This is a genomic window from Streptomyces sp. NPDC104226 (assembly GCF_055584085.1).
In genome coordinates this window covers 446,612-458,909 of sequence record NZ_JBVJMS010000004.1, presented here as the reverse complement: position 1 = coordinate 458,909, position 12,298 = coordinate 446,612, and the positions used below count along the sequence as shown (strand labels likewise).

12 protein-coding genes are annotated in these 12,298 nt (G+C 73.0%); 7 read left to right on the top strand and 5 right to left on the bottom strand.

What is annotated here, in order from left to right; translation table 11 throughout:
* Window positions 1-51: 51 nt before the first annotated feature.
* Together ACZ60J_RS15505 and ACZ60J_RS15500 are read right to left on the bottom strand one after the other, a co-directional pair.
* On the bottom strand, window positions 52-1,062 hold the full coding sequence (locus ACZ60J_RS15505; RefSeq protein WP_469682183.1) for an N-acetylmuramoyl-L-alanine amidase: 1,011 nt from the start codon (window positions 1,060-1,062) through the stop codon (window positions 52-54).
* Between the two features lie 126 nt (window positions 1,063-1,188).
* Window positions 1,189-1,830: a class I SAM-dependent methyltransferase gene (locus ACZ60J_RS15500; RefSeq protein ID WP_469682181.1), complete on the bottom strand. Its 642-nt coding sequence runs from the start codon at window positions 1,828-1,830 to the stop codon at window positions 1,189-1,191.
* Between the two features lie 200 nt (window positions 1,831-2,030).
* Between ACZ60J_RS15500 and ACZ60J_RS15495 the strand changes: the two genes are divergently transcribed.
* Complete coding sequence (locus ACZ60J_RS15495) at window positions 2,031-2,660, top strand: hypothetical protein (protein WP_469682179.1); 630 nt, start codon at window positions 2,031-2,033, stop codon at window positions 2,658-2,660.
* 13 nt (window positions 2,661-2,673) lie between these two features.
* Here the strand turns inward: ACZ60J_RS15495 and ACZ60J_RS15490 are convergent, their stop codons facing one another.
* A complete protein-coding gene (locus tag ACZ60J_RS15490; protein ID WP_469682178.1) occupies window positions 2,674-4,515 on the bottom strand; it encodes a serine/threonine-protein kinase in 1,842 nt (613 codons plus the stop codon).
* A gap of 44 nt (window positions 4,516-4,559) precedes the next feature.
* Complete coding sequence (locus tag ACZ60J_RS15485) at window positions 4,560-5,459, bottom strand: LysR family transcriptional regulator (protein WP_469682176.1); 900 nt, start codon at window positions 5,457-5,459, stop codon at window positions 4,560-4,562.
* Between the two features lie 94 nt (window positions 5,460-5,553).
* Here ACZ60J_RS15485 and ACZ60J_RS15480 point away from each other — a divergent pair, with 94 nt between their 5' ends.
* Both ACZ60J_RS15480 and ACZ60J_RS15475 read left to right on the top strand, forming a co-directional pair.
* Window positions 5,554-6,297, top strand: a complete 744-nt coding sequence (locus ACZ60J_RS15480) for a CTP synthase C-terminal region-related (seleno)protein (protein ID WP_469682175.1) — start codon at window positions 5,554-5,556, stop codon at window positions 6,295-6,297.
* 153 nt (window positions 6,298-6,450) lie between these two features.
* Window positions 6,451-8,073: a hypothetical protein gene (locus tag ACZ60J_RS15475; RefSeq protein ID WP_469682173.1), complete on the top strand. Its 1,623-nt coding sequence runs from the start codon at window positions 6,451-6,453 to the stop codon at window positions 8,071-8,073.
* On the opposite strand, the gene ACZ60J_RS15470 is transcribed toward ACZ60J_RS15475, so the two are convergent.
* A complete protein-coding gene (locus ACZ60J_RS15470) occupies window positions 8,063-8,443 on the bottom strand; it encodes an ATP-binding protein (RefSeq protein WP_469682448.1) in 381 nt (126 codons plus the stop codon). The two genes, ACZ60J_RS15475 and ACZ60J_RS15470, sit on opposite strands and share 11 nt — an antisense overlap.
* 135 nt (window positions 8,444-8,578) lie before the next feature.
* Between ACZ60J_RS15470 and ACZ60J_RS15465 the strand changes: the two genes are divergently transcribed.
* From ACZ60J_RS15465 to ACZ60J_RS15450, 4 genes are all read left to right on the top strand, one after another.
* The gene (locus tag ACZ60J_RS15465) at window positions 8,579-9,427 is read left to right on the top strand and encodes a helix-turn-helix domain-containing protein (protein WP_469682172.1); all 849 of its coding nucleotides are present in this window, start codon (window positions 8,579-8,581) and stop codon (window positions 9,425-9,427) included.
* On the top strand, window positions 9,387-9,647 hold the full coding sequence (locus ACZ60J_RS15460; RefSeq protein WP_469682170.1) for a DUF397 domain-containing protein: 261 nt from the start codon (window positions 9,387-9,389) through the stop codon (window positions 9,645-9,647). Before ACZ60J_RS15465 ends, ACZ60J_RS15460 begins: the two co-directional genes overlap by 41 nt.
* A 151-nt stretch (window positions 9,648-9,798) precedes the next feature.
* Window positions 9,799-10,185 (top strand): hypothetical protein, encoded by a 387-nt coding sequence (locus ACZ60J_RS15455; RefSeq protein ID WP_469682168.1) that lies wholly within the window; start codon window positions 9,799-9,801, stop codon window positions 10,183-10,185.
* 107 nt (window positions 10,186-10,292) lie between these two features.
* Window positions 10,293-12,296, top strand: a complete 2,004-nt coding sequence (locus tag ACZ60J_RS15450; RefSeq protein WP_469682166.1) for a serine/threonine-protein kinase — start codon at window positions 10,293-10,295, stop codon at window positions 12,294-12,296.
* Window positions 12,297-12,298: the final 2 nt, after the last annotated feature.

Sequence of the window (12,298 nt, the reverse complement as noted above, 5' to 3'; positions counted from 1 at the left end):
GGCCGAGAGGATCGGGGCTGCGGGCCGTCCGGAGGGACGGTCCTGGTGGCCCTACCCGCCGAGGAAGCCGACGATGCCGTCCGCGATGCCCTGGGCCGCTTTCTGGCGCCACTCCGGACTCGACAGCTGTGCCGCGTCCTTGGCATCACGCATGTTGCCGCATTCGATGAACACCTTGGGGCGGGTCGAGAGGTTCAGTCCGCCCAGATCGTCGCGGACGACCAATCCGGTGCCGCTGCCGAGGTAGTTCGCGGGGGCGGCACCGGTGGTCCGGGCGAAGTTCCCGGCGATCCGCTCGCCGAGCTGCCGGGACGGTCCGACGATCTTCGCGGTGTCGGCGCCGCCGCCCTTGACCTTGGCGGGGAGGATGACGTGGAAACCGCGGCTGCCGGCCGAGACCCCGTCCGCGTGGACGGAGACCACGGCGTCGGCGGCGGCCTCGTTGCCGATGCGGGCGCGCTCGTCGATGCAGGGGCCGAAGGGGCGTTCCTTGCCGGCCTCGTGCGTGAGGACCACCTTGAGGCCCTTGGCCTCCAGGACGGTGCGCAGCCGCCGGGACACGTCCATGCTGAACTCGGCTTCCATGTAGCCGGAGTTGGTGGTCGTGCCGGTGGTGTCGCACTCCTTGCGGTTGGTGCCGATGTCCACCTGGCGGTTGATCTCGGTGGTGTGCTTGAAGTTGCCCGTGTTGTGGCCGGGGTCGATGACGACGGTACGGCCGGCGAGGGCGTTCGCCGCGGCCCCTCCGGGGGTTGCGCCGGGGGCCGGACTCGCGGCGGAGGCGGAGGCGGACGCGGACGCCGGTGCGGATGCCTGTGCCGGTACCGGCGCTGCGGAGGATGCCGCCGCCGACGCCGCGAGCGGCATCACGATCCGGGGCGGCCGCGAGTCGTCGCTCGCACCCCCGCCCAGCACCTCGGTCAGGACCCAGCCGGCCAGGCAGGCCGGGGCGATCGCGGCCGCCGCGACGACCAGGGTCGACCGGCGGGCGTACCAGGGCCGGTCCGGGCTGATGGAGCTCGCGGACTCGGGGAGCGGCGGGGAGCTTTCGTCGTAGCGCACCCGGCGATGCTAGACCGGAGGTCGGTCGGGTGTACGGACCGTGGGCCATCCGGGGGCGCGGTGAGGTTATATGCCGGGGCCCGCTCCTGGGCCCGCTCCGGGACGTGCCCGGGCGGGCCCCGAAGGTCAGATGCCCGGGCCCGTGCGGCGCAGGACGCGCAGGGAGTCGGTCACCGAGACCTCCTCGAAGGCGCCCGAGGCCAGGGCGCGCAGGTAGATGCGGTACGGGGCCTGGCCGCCGTCGGCCGGGTCGGGGAACACGTCGTGGATCACCAGCGTGCCGCCCTCGGCGACGTGCGGGGCCCAGCCCTCGTAGTCGCCGGTGGCGTGCTCGTCGGTGTGGCCGCCGTCGATGAAGACCAGGCCGAGCTTGCCGCCCCAGGCCGCGGCGACCTGCGGGGAGCGGCCGACGATCGCGATGACGTGCTCCTCCAGCCCGGCCCGGTGCAGGGTCCGGCGGAAGGTGGGCAGGGTGTCCATCAGCCCGATCTCCGGGTCCACGACGCTCGGGTCGTGGTACTCCCAGCCGGGCTGCTGCTCCTCGCTGCCCCGGTGGTGGTCCACGGTGAGCGCGCTCACCCCCGCCTCGCGGGCGGCGTCGGCGAGCAGGATCGTGGAGCGCCCGCAGTACGTTCCGACCTCCAGCAGCGGCAGCCCGAGCCGCGCCGCGGCGGCGGCCGCCTCGTACAGGGCGAGCCCTTCCCCCACGGGCATGAACCCCTTGGCGGCCTCGAAGGCGGCGAGGGTCTCCGGCTTGGGGCTGGCCATGGTGTTCCTCCTGCGGATCGGTCGGCATACGGCACACGGCGTACGTCGGCATGCGTCGGCGCACGTCGGCGGCCCATGCTGCCTTACCCGCTGGTAGGACGCCATGCCCGGGGCCGCGGGCGATCTTCGGCCCGCCGCCCCGCGTCCCTGTCGTGACAGTTTTACTTGTCACAGACACTCTCGACAGGTAAACATGTCGCATGAGCGATTCGACGGGACCGATCCCGACCCCCGACAGGAACGACGAGGACTTCTGGGCCGCCGTCACGGCCCTGGTGGAGCCGCCCTGGAGTGAGCCCGCCCAGGACGAGGCGTTCGCCATGGACGACCAGGTGCTCGACGCGGTCCGGCCGCTGGCCCAGCGCATCTCGACGCGCGCACAGGCCTACAGCGCCGCGGGCAAGCCCTTCGACGCCGCCCTCATGGCCGCGCCCGACGTACAACTGGCCCTGCTGCGGGCCCTGTACGAAGCCAAGCGGTCCGTCGACCGGATGGCGGAGAGCGCCGCGACCGTCGCCGGCCGCAGCGGAGCCAACTATGCGCAGCTGGGTGCGGCCTGGGGCGGCATCAAGCGCCAGTCCGCCCGCCTCAAGTGGCCCCACGCGGTGGCGAAGCGCCCCGCCGGCGAGTCCATCCCGCTGCGCTACGCGGGCGGCACCGCCGCCATCCACCACGACCCGGACGCCGAGGCCTGGTGGTACACCGCCGAAGCCGCGGACGGCCGGGAAGAGGAGTCGCAGCCCGTACACCCCACGTACGCCGAAGCCATCGCCCGAGCCGCCGAATTCCTCCTGGCCCACGCCGACCCCACCGGCCCGGCGGCTTCCTGACGCCCTGCCGGGGTCAGCGACCGAAGAGGCGGGAGAGGGCGCCGCTCCCCGTGCCGGCGCCGCGCCGGCGCTCGCGCAGTGCGCGGCGCAGGTCCGCCCGGGTGTCCGTGACCTCCTGGGTCAGCCAGTCGCCGCTGCCGAAGACGAACGGGAGTCGGTGCAGCAGCGGGCCGATGAGGCTCAGGGCGGTCTCGGGGTCGCCCGCCTCGCCGATGCTGCGGATCACCCGGTGCGCCACCTCGGGGTCGCCGCGTTCCACGAGCTCCTCCAGGTCCGGGAACAGTCGCAGGTACAGCGGTGCGGCCGCCGCGAAATCGCCGACCAGCCACGCGTCGTGCGCCAGTCGGCGCCGTACGTCGAGAAGGATCGGCCCGTCCGCGGGCAGGGCCCGCTCCAGCCCGGGCAGCAGCGGTCCCAGCAGCGTGCGTTCGCTCTCGGCCCGCTCGGGCGTGCGGGCGTCCCACTGGCCGTCGCGGTCCCGGGCGCCCCGCTGCGTCGCCGAAGCCAGGTAGTACCGGGCGGTCATCGTGACCTCGTCGTCCGGGCCGAAGACCCGGGCCGCCTGCTCGATGATCTCGCGCAGTTCGCCCTCGTGGCGGTGGCCGTCGCCCGGTCCGTGGGCCGCGGCCTCGCCGACGGACGCGATCCGCGCGGTGATCGTGTCGGGGTGCTCCAGGCCGAGCACCCGCACCATGCGGGGCAGGAGGCGCTCCAGCTCGATGCCGGACTGCCCGCGCAGGCGTACGGCCCGGTGGTACGCGGCCCGTACCGTCAGCGGGTCGTTCGCTCCGAGCTCTTCCGTCGAGTCGGCGGCCAGCATGCCCAGCCGTTCCAGGAGGTCCGCCGGGCCGTCCGCCAGGAGCCGCTCCAGGCGCCGCCGCAACAGGGCCCGGACGGGATCCTCGACCGGCTGCGCCCCGAGGACGTGGACGGTCGGGGAGTACGACGGCACCGGAGGCGCGGAGGAGGGGGCGGACGCCGGTCCGGGCGAGGGGGTGAGGGCCGGCACGGACATCGGTCCGCCCCGGGCCAGCTCCGTCAGCCGGCGTGCCACCTCGTGGGCATCGGCGGGACGTTCGCCGGGGTCCTTGGCGAGCAGGCCGAGGACGAGCTCGTCGAGGCCGGGCGGCAGCCCCGGCCGGAGCGAGCCGGGGGAAGGCGGTGCGGCCGTCAGGTGCTGCGCGAGGAGCTCGTGCATCTCGCGTGCCGGGAAGGGGCGTTGGCCGGTGAGCAGCTCCATCAGGACGCAGCCCAGGGCGTACAGATCGCTGCGTCCGTCCACGGGGACCCCGTTCGCGCCACCCGTCCAGCGCTCCGGAGCCATGTAGGGGAAGGAGCCGATCACCATTCCGGTGCCCGTCAGCTCCGTACCGGGTCCGCCCCGGGCCTTGGCGATCCCGAAGTCGAGGACCTTCGCCACCCCGTTCCCGACCACCATCACATTGGCCGGCTTGACGTCCCGGTGGACGATCCCGGCGTCGTGCGCGGCCCCGAGGGCGTCCGCGATCTGCCGCGCCCAGTCCAGGGCGTCATCGAGGGGCGGCACCCCTTCGTTCAGGATCTCGGCGAGGCTGCGTCCCGTGAGCAGCTCCATGACCATGAACACCGCGTCGTCCCCCGCACGTTCGGTGCGGCCGAAGTCGTGGATGGTGGCGATGTGGGGGTGGGCGAGGCTTCCCGCGAGGCTGGCCTCCCGCTCGAACCTGCGGGTGTCCTCGTACGTCAGGGGGTACCCGATCTTGACGGCGACGACCCGGCGGCCGACCCGGCGGTCGGTGGCCCGCCACACCTCGCCGAACCCGCCCCGGCCGAGCAGATCCTCCAACTCGTACCGGTCCTCGATCAGTTCCCGCACCCGCTCGTCTCCCCGCCGTGATCTTCGCCCCGCCTGGGCGAAGCCTATGGCCGGCGCAGCTCCGTGCGGCCCGTGAGGAAGGAGACCAGGTTCGCCGTGTGCGGGGTCGGGTCCGTGGGGTGGAGGAGTTCCGTGCGGTGGACCAGGCGGGGGGTGCGGACCGGGACCGCCGTGGTGCCGGGGAAGGCGGCGGCCAGGGAGAGGGGGAGGGCGGTCAGGCCGTGGCCGGCGGCGGCCAGGGCGGCCAGGGCGTGCGGGTCGGTGCCGTGGTGGCGGATGCGGGGGTGGAAGCCGGCGGTGTGGCTGACCTCGCGGAGCCGGGCGAGGGGGACCGCCGTGTCGGGGGCGTCGATCCACTGGGCCTGTGCGAGGTCGGGCAGCCGGACCGAACGGCGTCGCGCGAGGGGGTGGGTGTGCGGGAAGAGCACGGCCAGGGGCTCCTCGGCGACGGCCAGGGTGACGGTCGGGCCGAGGTCGGGCAGCGGGAGGGGGTCGCTGGGTGCGGCCACCCCGTCCACGAGGCCGAGGTCGGCGCGGCCGGTCAGGACCTCCTCGACGACCGCCTCCCGACCCAGGACGCGGAGGTCGACCTCCACCGGCCCCGCGGCACGCAGCCCGGCCAGGGCCCTCGCCGCTTCCGGGCCGAAGGCCGCGGGGGAACAGGCCAGCGTCAGCCGGGCGTCGGGGGCCCGGCGCAGCCGGGCGATGTCGGCGCGGGCCGCGTCCAGGCGCAGGAGCAGCGCGGGGGCGTGTTCCATCAGCCGGGCCCCCGCCCCGGTGGGGGCGACGGGCCGGCGTTCGACCAGCCGGGCGCCCAAGTCGGCCTCCAGCGCGGCGATGTGCTGGGAGACGGCCGACTGCGTGTAGCCGAGGACCGAGGCGGCGGTGGAGAAGGAGCGGTGTTCGAGGACCGCGACGAAGGTGCGGAGCAGATGCGGATCCATGGGCACCAGTATGGCTCAGGCATCAGGATCGCTTATGTGGACAGTGGAGATCATCGTTGGACGTGATGGGGCGGCGGCTCCGAGGATGGTCTTCATGAACGCGAACCACACCGGCAGCACGCCGTCCCCCGCCCGCATCGCCCTGATCGCGGACCGCTCCGACGCCGTACGGTCCCACGCCCGTGTCCCCGGCCTGCTGGAGGCGCTGCGCCTGCGCGAGGGCCTGGACCTGGACGCCTACTGGATCCCCACCGAGGAAGCCGGCGAGGGCATGGACGGCTTCGATGCCGTCTGGGTGCTGCCCGGCAGCCCCTACCGCAGCGAGGGCGGCGTGCTCACGGCGATCCGGGACGCCCGCGAGAACGGCATCCCCTTCCTCGGCACCTGCGGCGGCTTCCAGCACGCCCTGCTGGAGTTCGCCCGTACAGTCTGCGGCCTGGACCGGGCCGCCCACGCCGAGAACGACCCTGCGACCGCCGACGCGGACGCCGTGGTCGTCCCGCTGGCCTGCTCGCTCGTGGGCCACGAGGGGACCGTACGGGTCACCCCGGGATCCCGCGCCGCCCACCTGCTCGGCGCGGACCGCACGCAGGCCCGCTACCACTGCAACTACGGCCCCAACCCCCTCCACCTGGACCTGCTCCGGGCGCACGGCATGACCTTCACCGGCACCGACGAATCCGGCGACATCCGCATCGCCGAACTGGCCGAGCACCCCTTCTTCCTGGCGACCCTCTTCCAGCCCGAACTCGACGGCGACGGCACCCGCGCCCACCCCCTCGTCGCCGGACTCGCGGCGGCGGCGGTCCGGCACGCGCGCACCGGGGGAGACGCGTAGGCCGGGAGCGCGGACCGTCCGTCACTTCGCTCTGCCCGTAAGCCCGTAAGCCCGTACAACCTTCGGGCGGGCCGCGAAGTCCTCTGGGTGATCGTTGACGACGCATCACGGGGGGACACGATGAACAGGAACATCAGCGCCACACTCTGCACCATGACGGCCTTGGCCGCCGTCCTGTCCGTGCCCACGGCCGCGCACGCCGCGGACCCCTTTGCGAAGGGGGTCGTCGCGACCGCGGGAAACGAAGAGGTGAACGTGTATGTCCGAACGGGCGGAGACACGTGGCCCGAGAACCTCAAGGTCCACCTGCGCGCGAAGGGCACGACTGCCCGGGTGGCCACCCTCACCAGGTTCGTACAGGGCGGCCCGAGTGACTGCGAGCCCTCCTGCGGCCCCGACTTCGTCCGCTTCCAGGCAGACGTGCCCAAGCTCGCCGCCCTCGGCGACTACACCGTGGACGTGGAGTACACCGGCACCCGTGGCGAGCCCGTCCTCCACCAGGGCAAGGCGACGCTCAACTACCGCCTCCGGCCGGTCTTCTCCGGCCTGAAGGCCGCGAACGCGGTGTCGTTGGACGGGCGGGACACCACCCTCTCCGGCGACATCAAGCTCTACGATCCGCGTGACGGCTCGCAGAAGCCGTACGCGGGCGCCGCGTTCACGGCCGCCAGCGGGGGCGTCACCACCGCACTGGTCGCCGACGCGCAGGGGCACTTCGCGTCCAAGGTGACCGTGCACGGTATCGAAGGCAACTCGGTCCGGGACCCCAGGAGCGGGAAGCTGCTCGGGTGGGAGACGGCCGTCAGCCTCTCGACCGAGGCGAACGGCAAGAAGGAGCAGACGAGGGCAGCCGTCCCGGTGACCCCGGTGGAGGCGCGCATCGCACTGGACTCGACGACCGTGACGGGCCCCTACGCCACACGGGGCAAGGTCGGCGGCTCCTTCACGTGGAAGGCCGCGGACGGCACCTGGAAGCCGGTACCCGGGGCCATGAAGCTCGTCGTCCACAGCGGCTCCGTCGCAACCGACACCGCGGGCCGGTTCACCTGGTCCGGCGAGCTGACGGAGGACACCTCGTGGCGCGTCAGCGAGTGGAACGCCTGGGTGTCCGCGGAACTCCAGGACGTGAAGGTGGACGTCACGGGCGGGACCTCCTTCCCCTCGCTCACCGCCAGGGTGGACCAGAGCAAGATCCTGAGACTGGTGGGGGAGTTCAACCGCGGTCAGATCCCGGCAGGCGTCAACGCGGTCACGGTGGAGGTCCAGTACTCGGCGGACGGCAAGACCGGCTGGACCACGCGCAAGAAGGTGGAGGACTACATCGGGCACCCGGTGAGCGGCGTGCACACCCTCAGGACCGCCCTGCCCTACCCGGGCCCCGGATTCGTCCGGATGCGGTACGCGGGCACCCCGGACATCAACGGCTCGGTCTCGTCCCCCGTCCAGGTCGTGCCGCGGACCGAGACGGTGATCCCGGAGTTCAACGCCGCACCCGAGCCGGTCAAGAAGGGCAAGCCGATCACGCTGACCGGGAAGCTCACCACGGCCGACCCGGCCCGTAAGCCCCTCGCGGGCCGGTACGTCCACTACTACTTCCGGCCCGCCGGCAGCACGGAGTGGAAGCTCATGGGCTACTCGGTCACCCGAGACGACGGCACCTTCACCAGGAAGTACACCGCGACGCAGAGCGGCTCCTGGTCCGCCCGCCACCACCTCACGGACGAGGCGCACTACCGCTCGTCGAGCCGCGAGGACGACGTCGTCGTCACCCCGTGACGGGCCGGGGGGCATCGCACTCGAACCACACCGTCTTACCGGTGAGATCCGGGTCGGTGCCCCAGCGGTCGGTCACCGCCTCGACCAGGAGCAGGCCGCGGCCGCCCTCGCCCAGCTCCTCCGGATCGGCCGCCGCACGCCGTGGCGGCGCGGGGCACCCGTCCGAGACCTCCACGCGCAGCCCGTCCGGCTGCCGCAGGAAGAGGACCACGCAGCCCCGTCCCGGTACGTGGCGCACGACGTTGGCGACCAGCTCGGTGAGCGCGAGCTCCGCGGGGTCCGCGAGGGCGTCGAGCCCCCACTGGGTGAGGAACATCCGGAGGATGTGGCGCATGTGGCGGGCCGAATGCTCACCGACGGTGAAGCCCATGCGGTAGCTGCCGTCAATTGCTGCCGATGAGGGGCCAGTTGCAAGATTCACGACTTCAGGGTGGGGCTGCGTCGTTACGCTCGGCTATGGACCGAAACGAACGCCGCACGGTGTGAACTTGGGGGTGACCGCTCCATGGTCAACATCCGCAGTCTCGACCCCAGCGCTTCTCCGCTGGACTACTACGGTTCGGAACTGCGCCGCCTACGGGAGGCCGCCGGGCTCAAACAGGGCCAGCTGGGCGACATCATCTTCTGTGCGGCCTCGCTGATCGGCCAGATCGAGACGGCGAGGAAGGTGCCGACCCGGGACTTCTCCGAGCGGGTCGACGCGGCACTGGTCACGGGCGGTGTGTTCTCCCGCCTGGTGGGGTTGGTCCTACGGAGCCAGCTGCCCACCTGGTTCCAGGCGTACGCGGAGATGGAGGCGAGGGCCACGTACATCTCCTCGTTCCAGGCGCAGTTGGTCTACGGCCTGTTGCAGACGGAGTCGTACGCGCGGGCGATCCTCGGGGTCCGGGGTGACGAGGGGCTCGACGGGAAGGTCGCCGCCCGTATGGAGCGGCAGCGAATCATGGACCGGAGTGAGCCGCCCTTGATGTGGGTGGTGTTGAGCGAGGCGGTACTGCATCAGGAGATCGGCGGCCGGGAGGTGATGCGGGAGCAGCTCGCGCACCTGTTGGACCTGCGACAGCGGGAGTGGGTGAAGGTGCAGATCCTGCCCTTCGAGGTGGGTGCGCACGCGGGGCTCCCGGGGTCGTTCACAGTTCTGCGGTTCGACGACGACCCGGACCTCGTCTACACCGAGGACTTCGTGCAGGGGCATATGACCGCTAATCCGCAAGCCCTCAGGGAGGGTTCGCTCCGTTACGATCACCTGCAGGCTGCCGCCCTGTCCGTAGAGGGATCGGCGGCACTGATCGCCCGTGTGATGGAGGAACGCTATGGACAGCATCCAGGACCTGACGGGCGCGCGCTGGCGTAAGTCTTCGTACAGCTCGGACACCGGTGGCGAGTGCGTCGAGTGTGCCCCGCTCGGCCCCGCCGACTGGCGCAAGGCCTCGTACAGCGGCGACACCGGCGGCGACTGCGTGGAGATCGCCACCCAGCCCTGCCGGATCGCCGTCCGGGACTCCAAGGTGCCCGACGGGCCCGCCTTCACCGTCGCGCCGGCCGCCTTCGTGGAGTTCGTGCGGAGCCTCTGACAGGTGGGGCGGCCCCCTCGGGGCTGGGTCACTCGTTCGGCATGCGCACATACGTTTCTTCCTGCGCCGGACGAGTGGCCGGGCGGGTCACCCCGCGGGATCGGGGAAATCCAGGGCTGACCCGATCCCGCGCGTGCAAAGGAAGCCCGACATGAAACCCGCCCGCTCCCTCGCCCTGGCCGCCGTGACCTCGCTCGTGCTCCTGGCCGGCAGTGCGTTTTCCGCCAACGCGTGGGACTCCGGGGGCGATCCGCCCAAGCCCGCGCCGCCCACCGACGCCGGTGTGGTCGCGCCGCAGAGCGCGCACGCGCAGTACCGGGGCGACAACGTCTTCATCCCGGCCGGCGGGTTCGGATTCGCGCACGTGAGCTGCCCGGCGGGCACGGTGCCCACCGGAGGGGGCGGCCAGACCGGCAGCACGCTCACCTTCCTCACCGACTCCCTGCCCAGCCCCACGGGCTGGTCGGTGGGAGTGAAGAACACCGACACCGGACAGAGCCACGCCGCCTCCGCCTGGGTCGTCTGCACCGCGGCGTAGGCCTGGGCGTAGCTTCATCCTGAACGTAACTGCCCTTACCCTGAGGCGGGTTCGGCCGGACACGCCAGTCCGGCCGACCGCGACGGACCATCGGGGGACGGGGCAGCATGAGCAGCGTGCGCAGGGATGACGACGACAACGTCGAGGGGGGCATAAAGCCGCTCGCATCCGGTGATCCGAGCCGGATCGGGCCGTACCTGCTCCTCGGGCGCCTCGGGGCCGGCGGGATGGGCCGGGTGTACCTGGCCCGGTCCGAGGGCGGGCGTACGGTCGCGGTCAAGGTGGTGCACGAGGAGCACGTCGCCGACGCGCAGTTCCGGGCCCGCTTCCGCCGGGAGATCGACGCCGCCCGGAAGGTCGGGGAGCGGTACACCGCCCCCGTCCTGGACGCCGACCCCGACGCCGAACGTCCCTGGGTCGCCACCGGATACGTACCCGGGCTCTCGCTGGAGCAGATCGTGCGCCGGCACGGCCCCCTGCCCGTGGACTCCGTCCACGCCCTCGCGGACGGGCTGCTGCACGCCCTCAAGGACATCCACACCGCCGGGATCGTGCACCGCGACCTCAAACCGTCGAACGTGATGCTGACCGTCGAAGGCAGCCGGGTCATCGACTTCGGGATCTCGCGCGCCCTGGAGACCTCCGTCGAATCGCTGCTCACCAGCACCGGCATGGTCGTCGGCTCGCCCGGGTTCATGTCGCCCGAGCAGGTGCGCGGTCAGCGGGCCGGGGCGAAGAGCGACGTGTTCACGCTCGGCTGCGTCCTGATGTACGCGGCCACGGGGGAACTGCCCTTCGGGCACGGGGCCAGCAACCAGCACGCGGTGATGTTCCAGATCGTGGAGGGCGAACCGGCCCTGGAACGGGTCGCGGACGAGTCCCTGCGTGCGCTCATCGGCCGCTGCCTGGTCAAGGGAGTGGAGGAACGGCCAGGCGTCGACGAGCTGCTGGCCGACCCCGAGCGGGTCCTCCCTGCGGCACGCGGCGGGGCGTGGCTGCCGCCCGGCGTGGTGGAACGCCTCGCCCGGCAGGCGGCGCGGCTGCTCGACGCGGAGGCGGCACCGGCGGCGGAGGAGGCCGCGGCCGTACCCGTACCCGTACCGGCGCCCGAGGTGCAGACCCCGGACCGGGGGACGCTCGGGCTGCGGCCGGAGGCGGGAGCGGCGGGGGAGTCCGGCGAGCAGGTCGTCGCGGCCGTCGAGGGAGCCGGTCCGGCGACCGGGCCGTCCACCGCCGGCGGCGTGGCGGCGGGGGAACGGCGCGGGGCGCGGCGGCGGTTGACCGTCGTGGTGCCGGCCGTCCTGGTGTTCACCGTCGGCGGGGGCACGGTGGCCCTGCTCCAGCCGTTCGGCGGCGGTGACGCCGACGGGCGGCTGGCTTCGCCCCCGGCGAGCAGTGCGCCCGTGGTGCCCGGTGCCTCCTCCGGCTCCCCTTCGGCGGCGAGCGGCTCACCGGCTCCGGGTGCGCCGAACTCCGAGAGCCCCCAGGCCCCCCAGAGCCCGCCCGTACCGGCGCCGGACGGCCAGGCCGCCGCCGGGCAGGGCGCGGCGGCGGGTGCGGGGACCCCCGGCGGGGGAGCCGGCACCCCGGGCGGCAGCAGCGCGAGCCAGGGCGGAGGCGGGAGCCCGGCCGGCGGAGGCACCGGTACGGGCACCAGCCCGGGCGCCACCCCGGGGGGCGCGGGCTCTCCGAGCGGAGGCGGCTCCCCGAGCGGGGGGTCTCCGAGCGGCGGCTCCCCGAGCGGCGGCGGCTCGCCCAGCGGCGGCTCGGGCGGCGGCGACGCGGTGCCCGCGTACTTCGCCGGGACCTGGACCTACAAGGCCGACCTCAACATCGGCCAGCCGAGCACGGTGATCATCAGTCGCTCCGGGGCGGTCCGCCTGATCACCGAGTCCCAGATGGGGCACTGTGAGCACATCGCCAAGGTGACCTCGCTGGCCTCCGGCGGGAACCGGATCAACATCGGCGCGGGCGCGGAGGACAAGTCCAAGTCCACCAGCCAGTTCTGCGGGGTCCTGGACCCCTCCTTCTTCACCAAGAGCCTGCCGAAGGGCCTCCAGCACAACGTGGGCCCCTCGCACGGCGACGGCTACTACTACGAGAAGTCCTGACC

Coding starts and splice junctions, on each gene's coding strand:
- ACZ60J_RS15500 (WP_469682181.1), bottom strand. CDS start 1,830: ATGGCCAGCCCCAAGCCGGAGACCCTCGCCGCCTTCGAGGCCGCCAAG.
- ACZ60J_RS15495 (WP_469682179.1), top strand. CDS start 2,031: ATGAGCGATTCGACGGGACCGATCCCGACCCCCGACAGGAACGACGAG.
- ACZ60J_RS15485 (WP_469682176.1), bottom strand. CDS start 5,459: ATGGATCCGCATCTGCTCCGCACCTTCGTCGCGGTCCTCGAACACCGC.
- ACZ60J_RS15480 (WP_469682175.1), top strand. CDS start 5,554: ATGAACGCGAACCACACCGGCAGCACGCCGTCCCCCGCCCGCATCGCC.
- ACZ60J_RS15475 (WP_469682173.1), top strand. CDS start 6,451: ATGACGGCCTTGGCCGCCGTCCTGTCCGTGCCCACGGCCGCGCACGCC.
- ACZ60J_RS15470 (WP_469682448.1), bottom strand. CDS start 8,443: ATGGGCTTCACCGTCGGTGAGCATTCGGCCCGCCACATGCGCCACATC.
- ACZ60J_RS15465 (WP_469682172.1), top strand. CDS start 8,579: ATGGTCAACATCCGCAGTCTCGACCCCAGCGCTTCTCCGCTGGACTAC.
- ACZ60J_RS15460 (WP_469682170.1), top strand. CDS start 9,387: ATGGACAGCATCCAGGACCTGACGGGCGCGCGCTGGCGTAAGTCTTCG.
- ACZ60J_RS15455 (WP_469682168.1), top strand. CDS start 9,799: ATGAAACCCGCCCGCTCCCTCGCCCTGGCCGCCGTGACCTCGCTCGTG.
- ACZ60J_RS15450 (WP_469682166.1), top strand. CDS start 10,293: ATGAGCAGCGTGCGCAGGGATGACGACGACAACGTCGAGGGGGGCATA.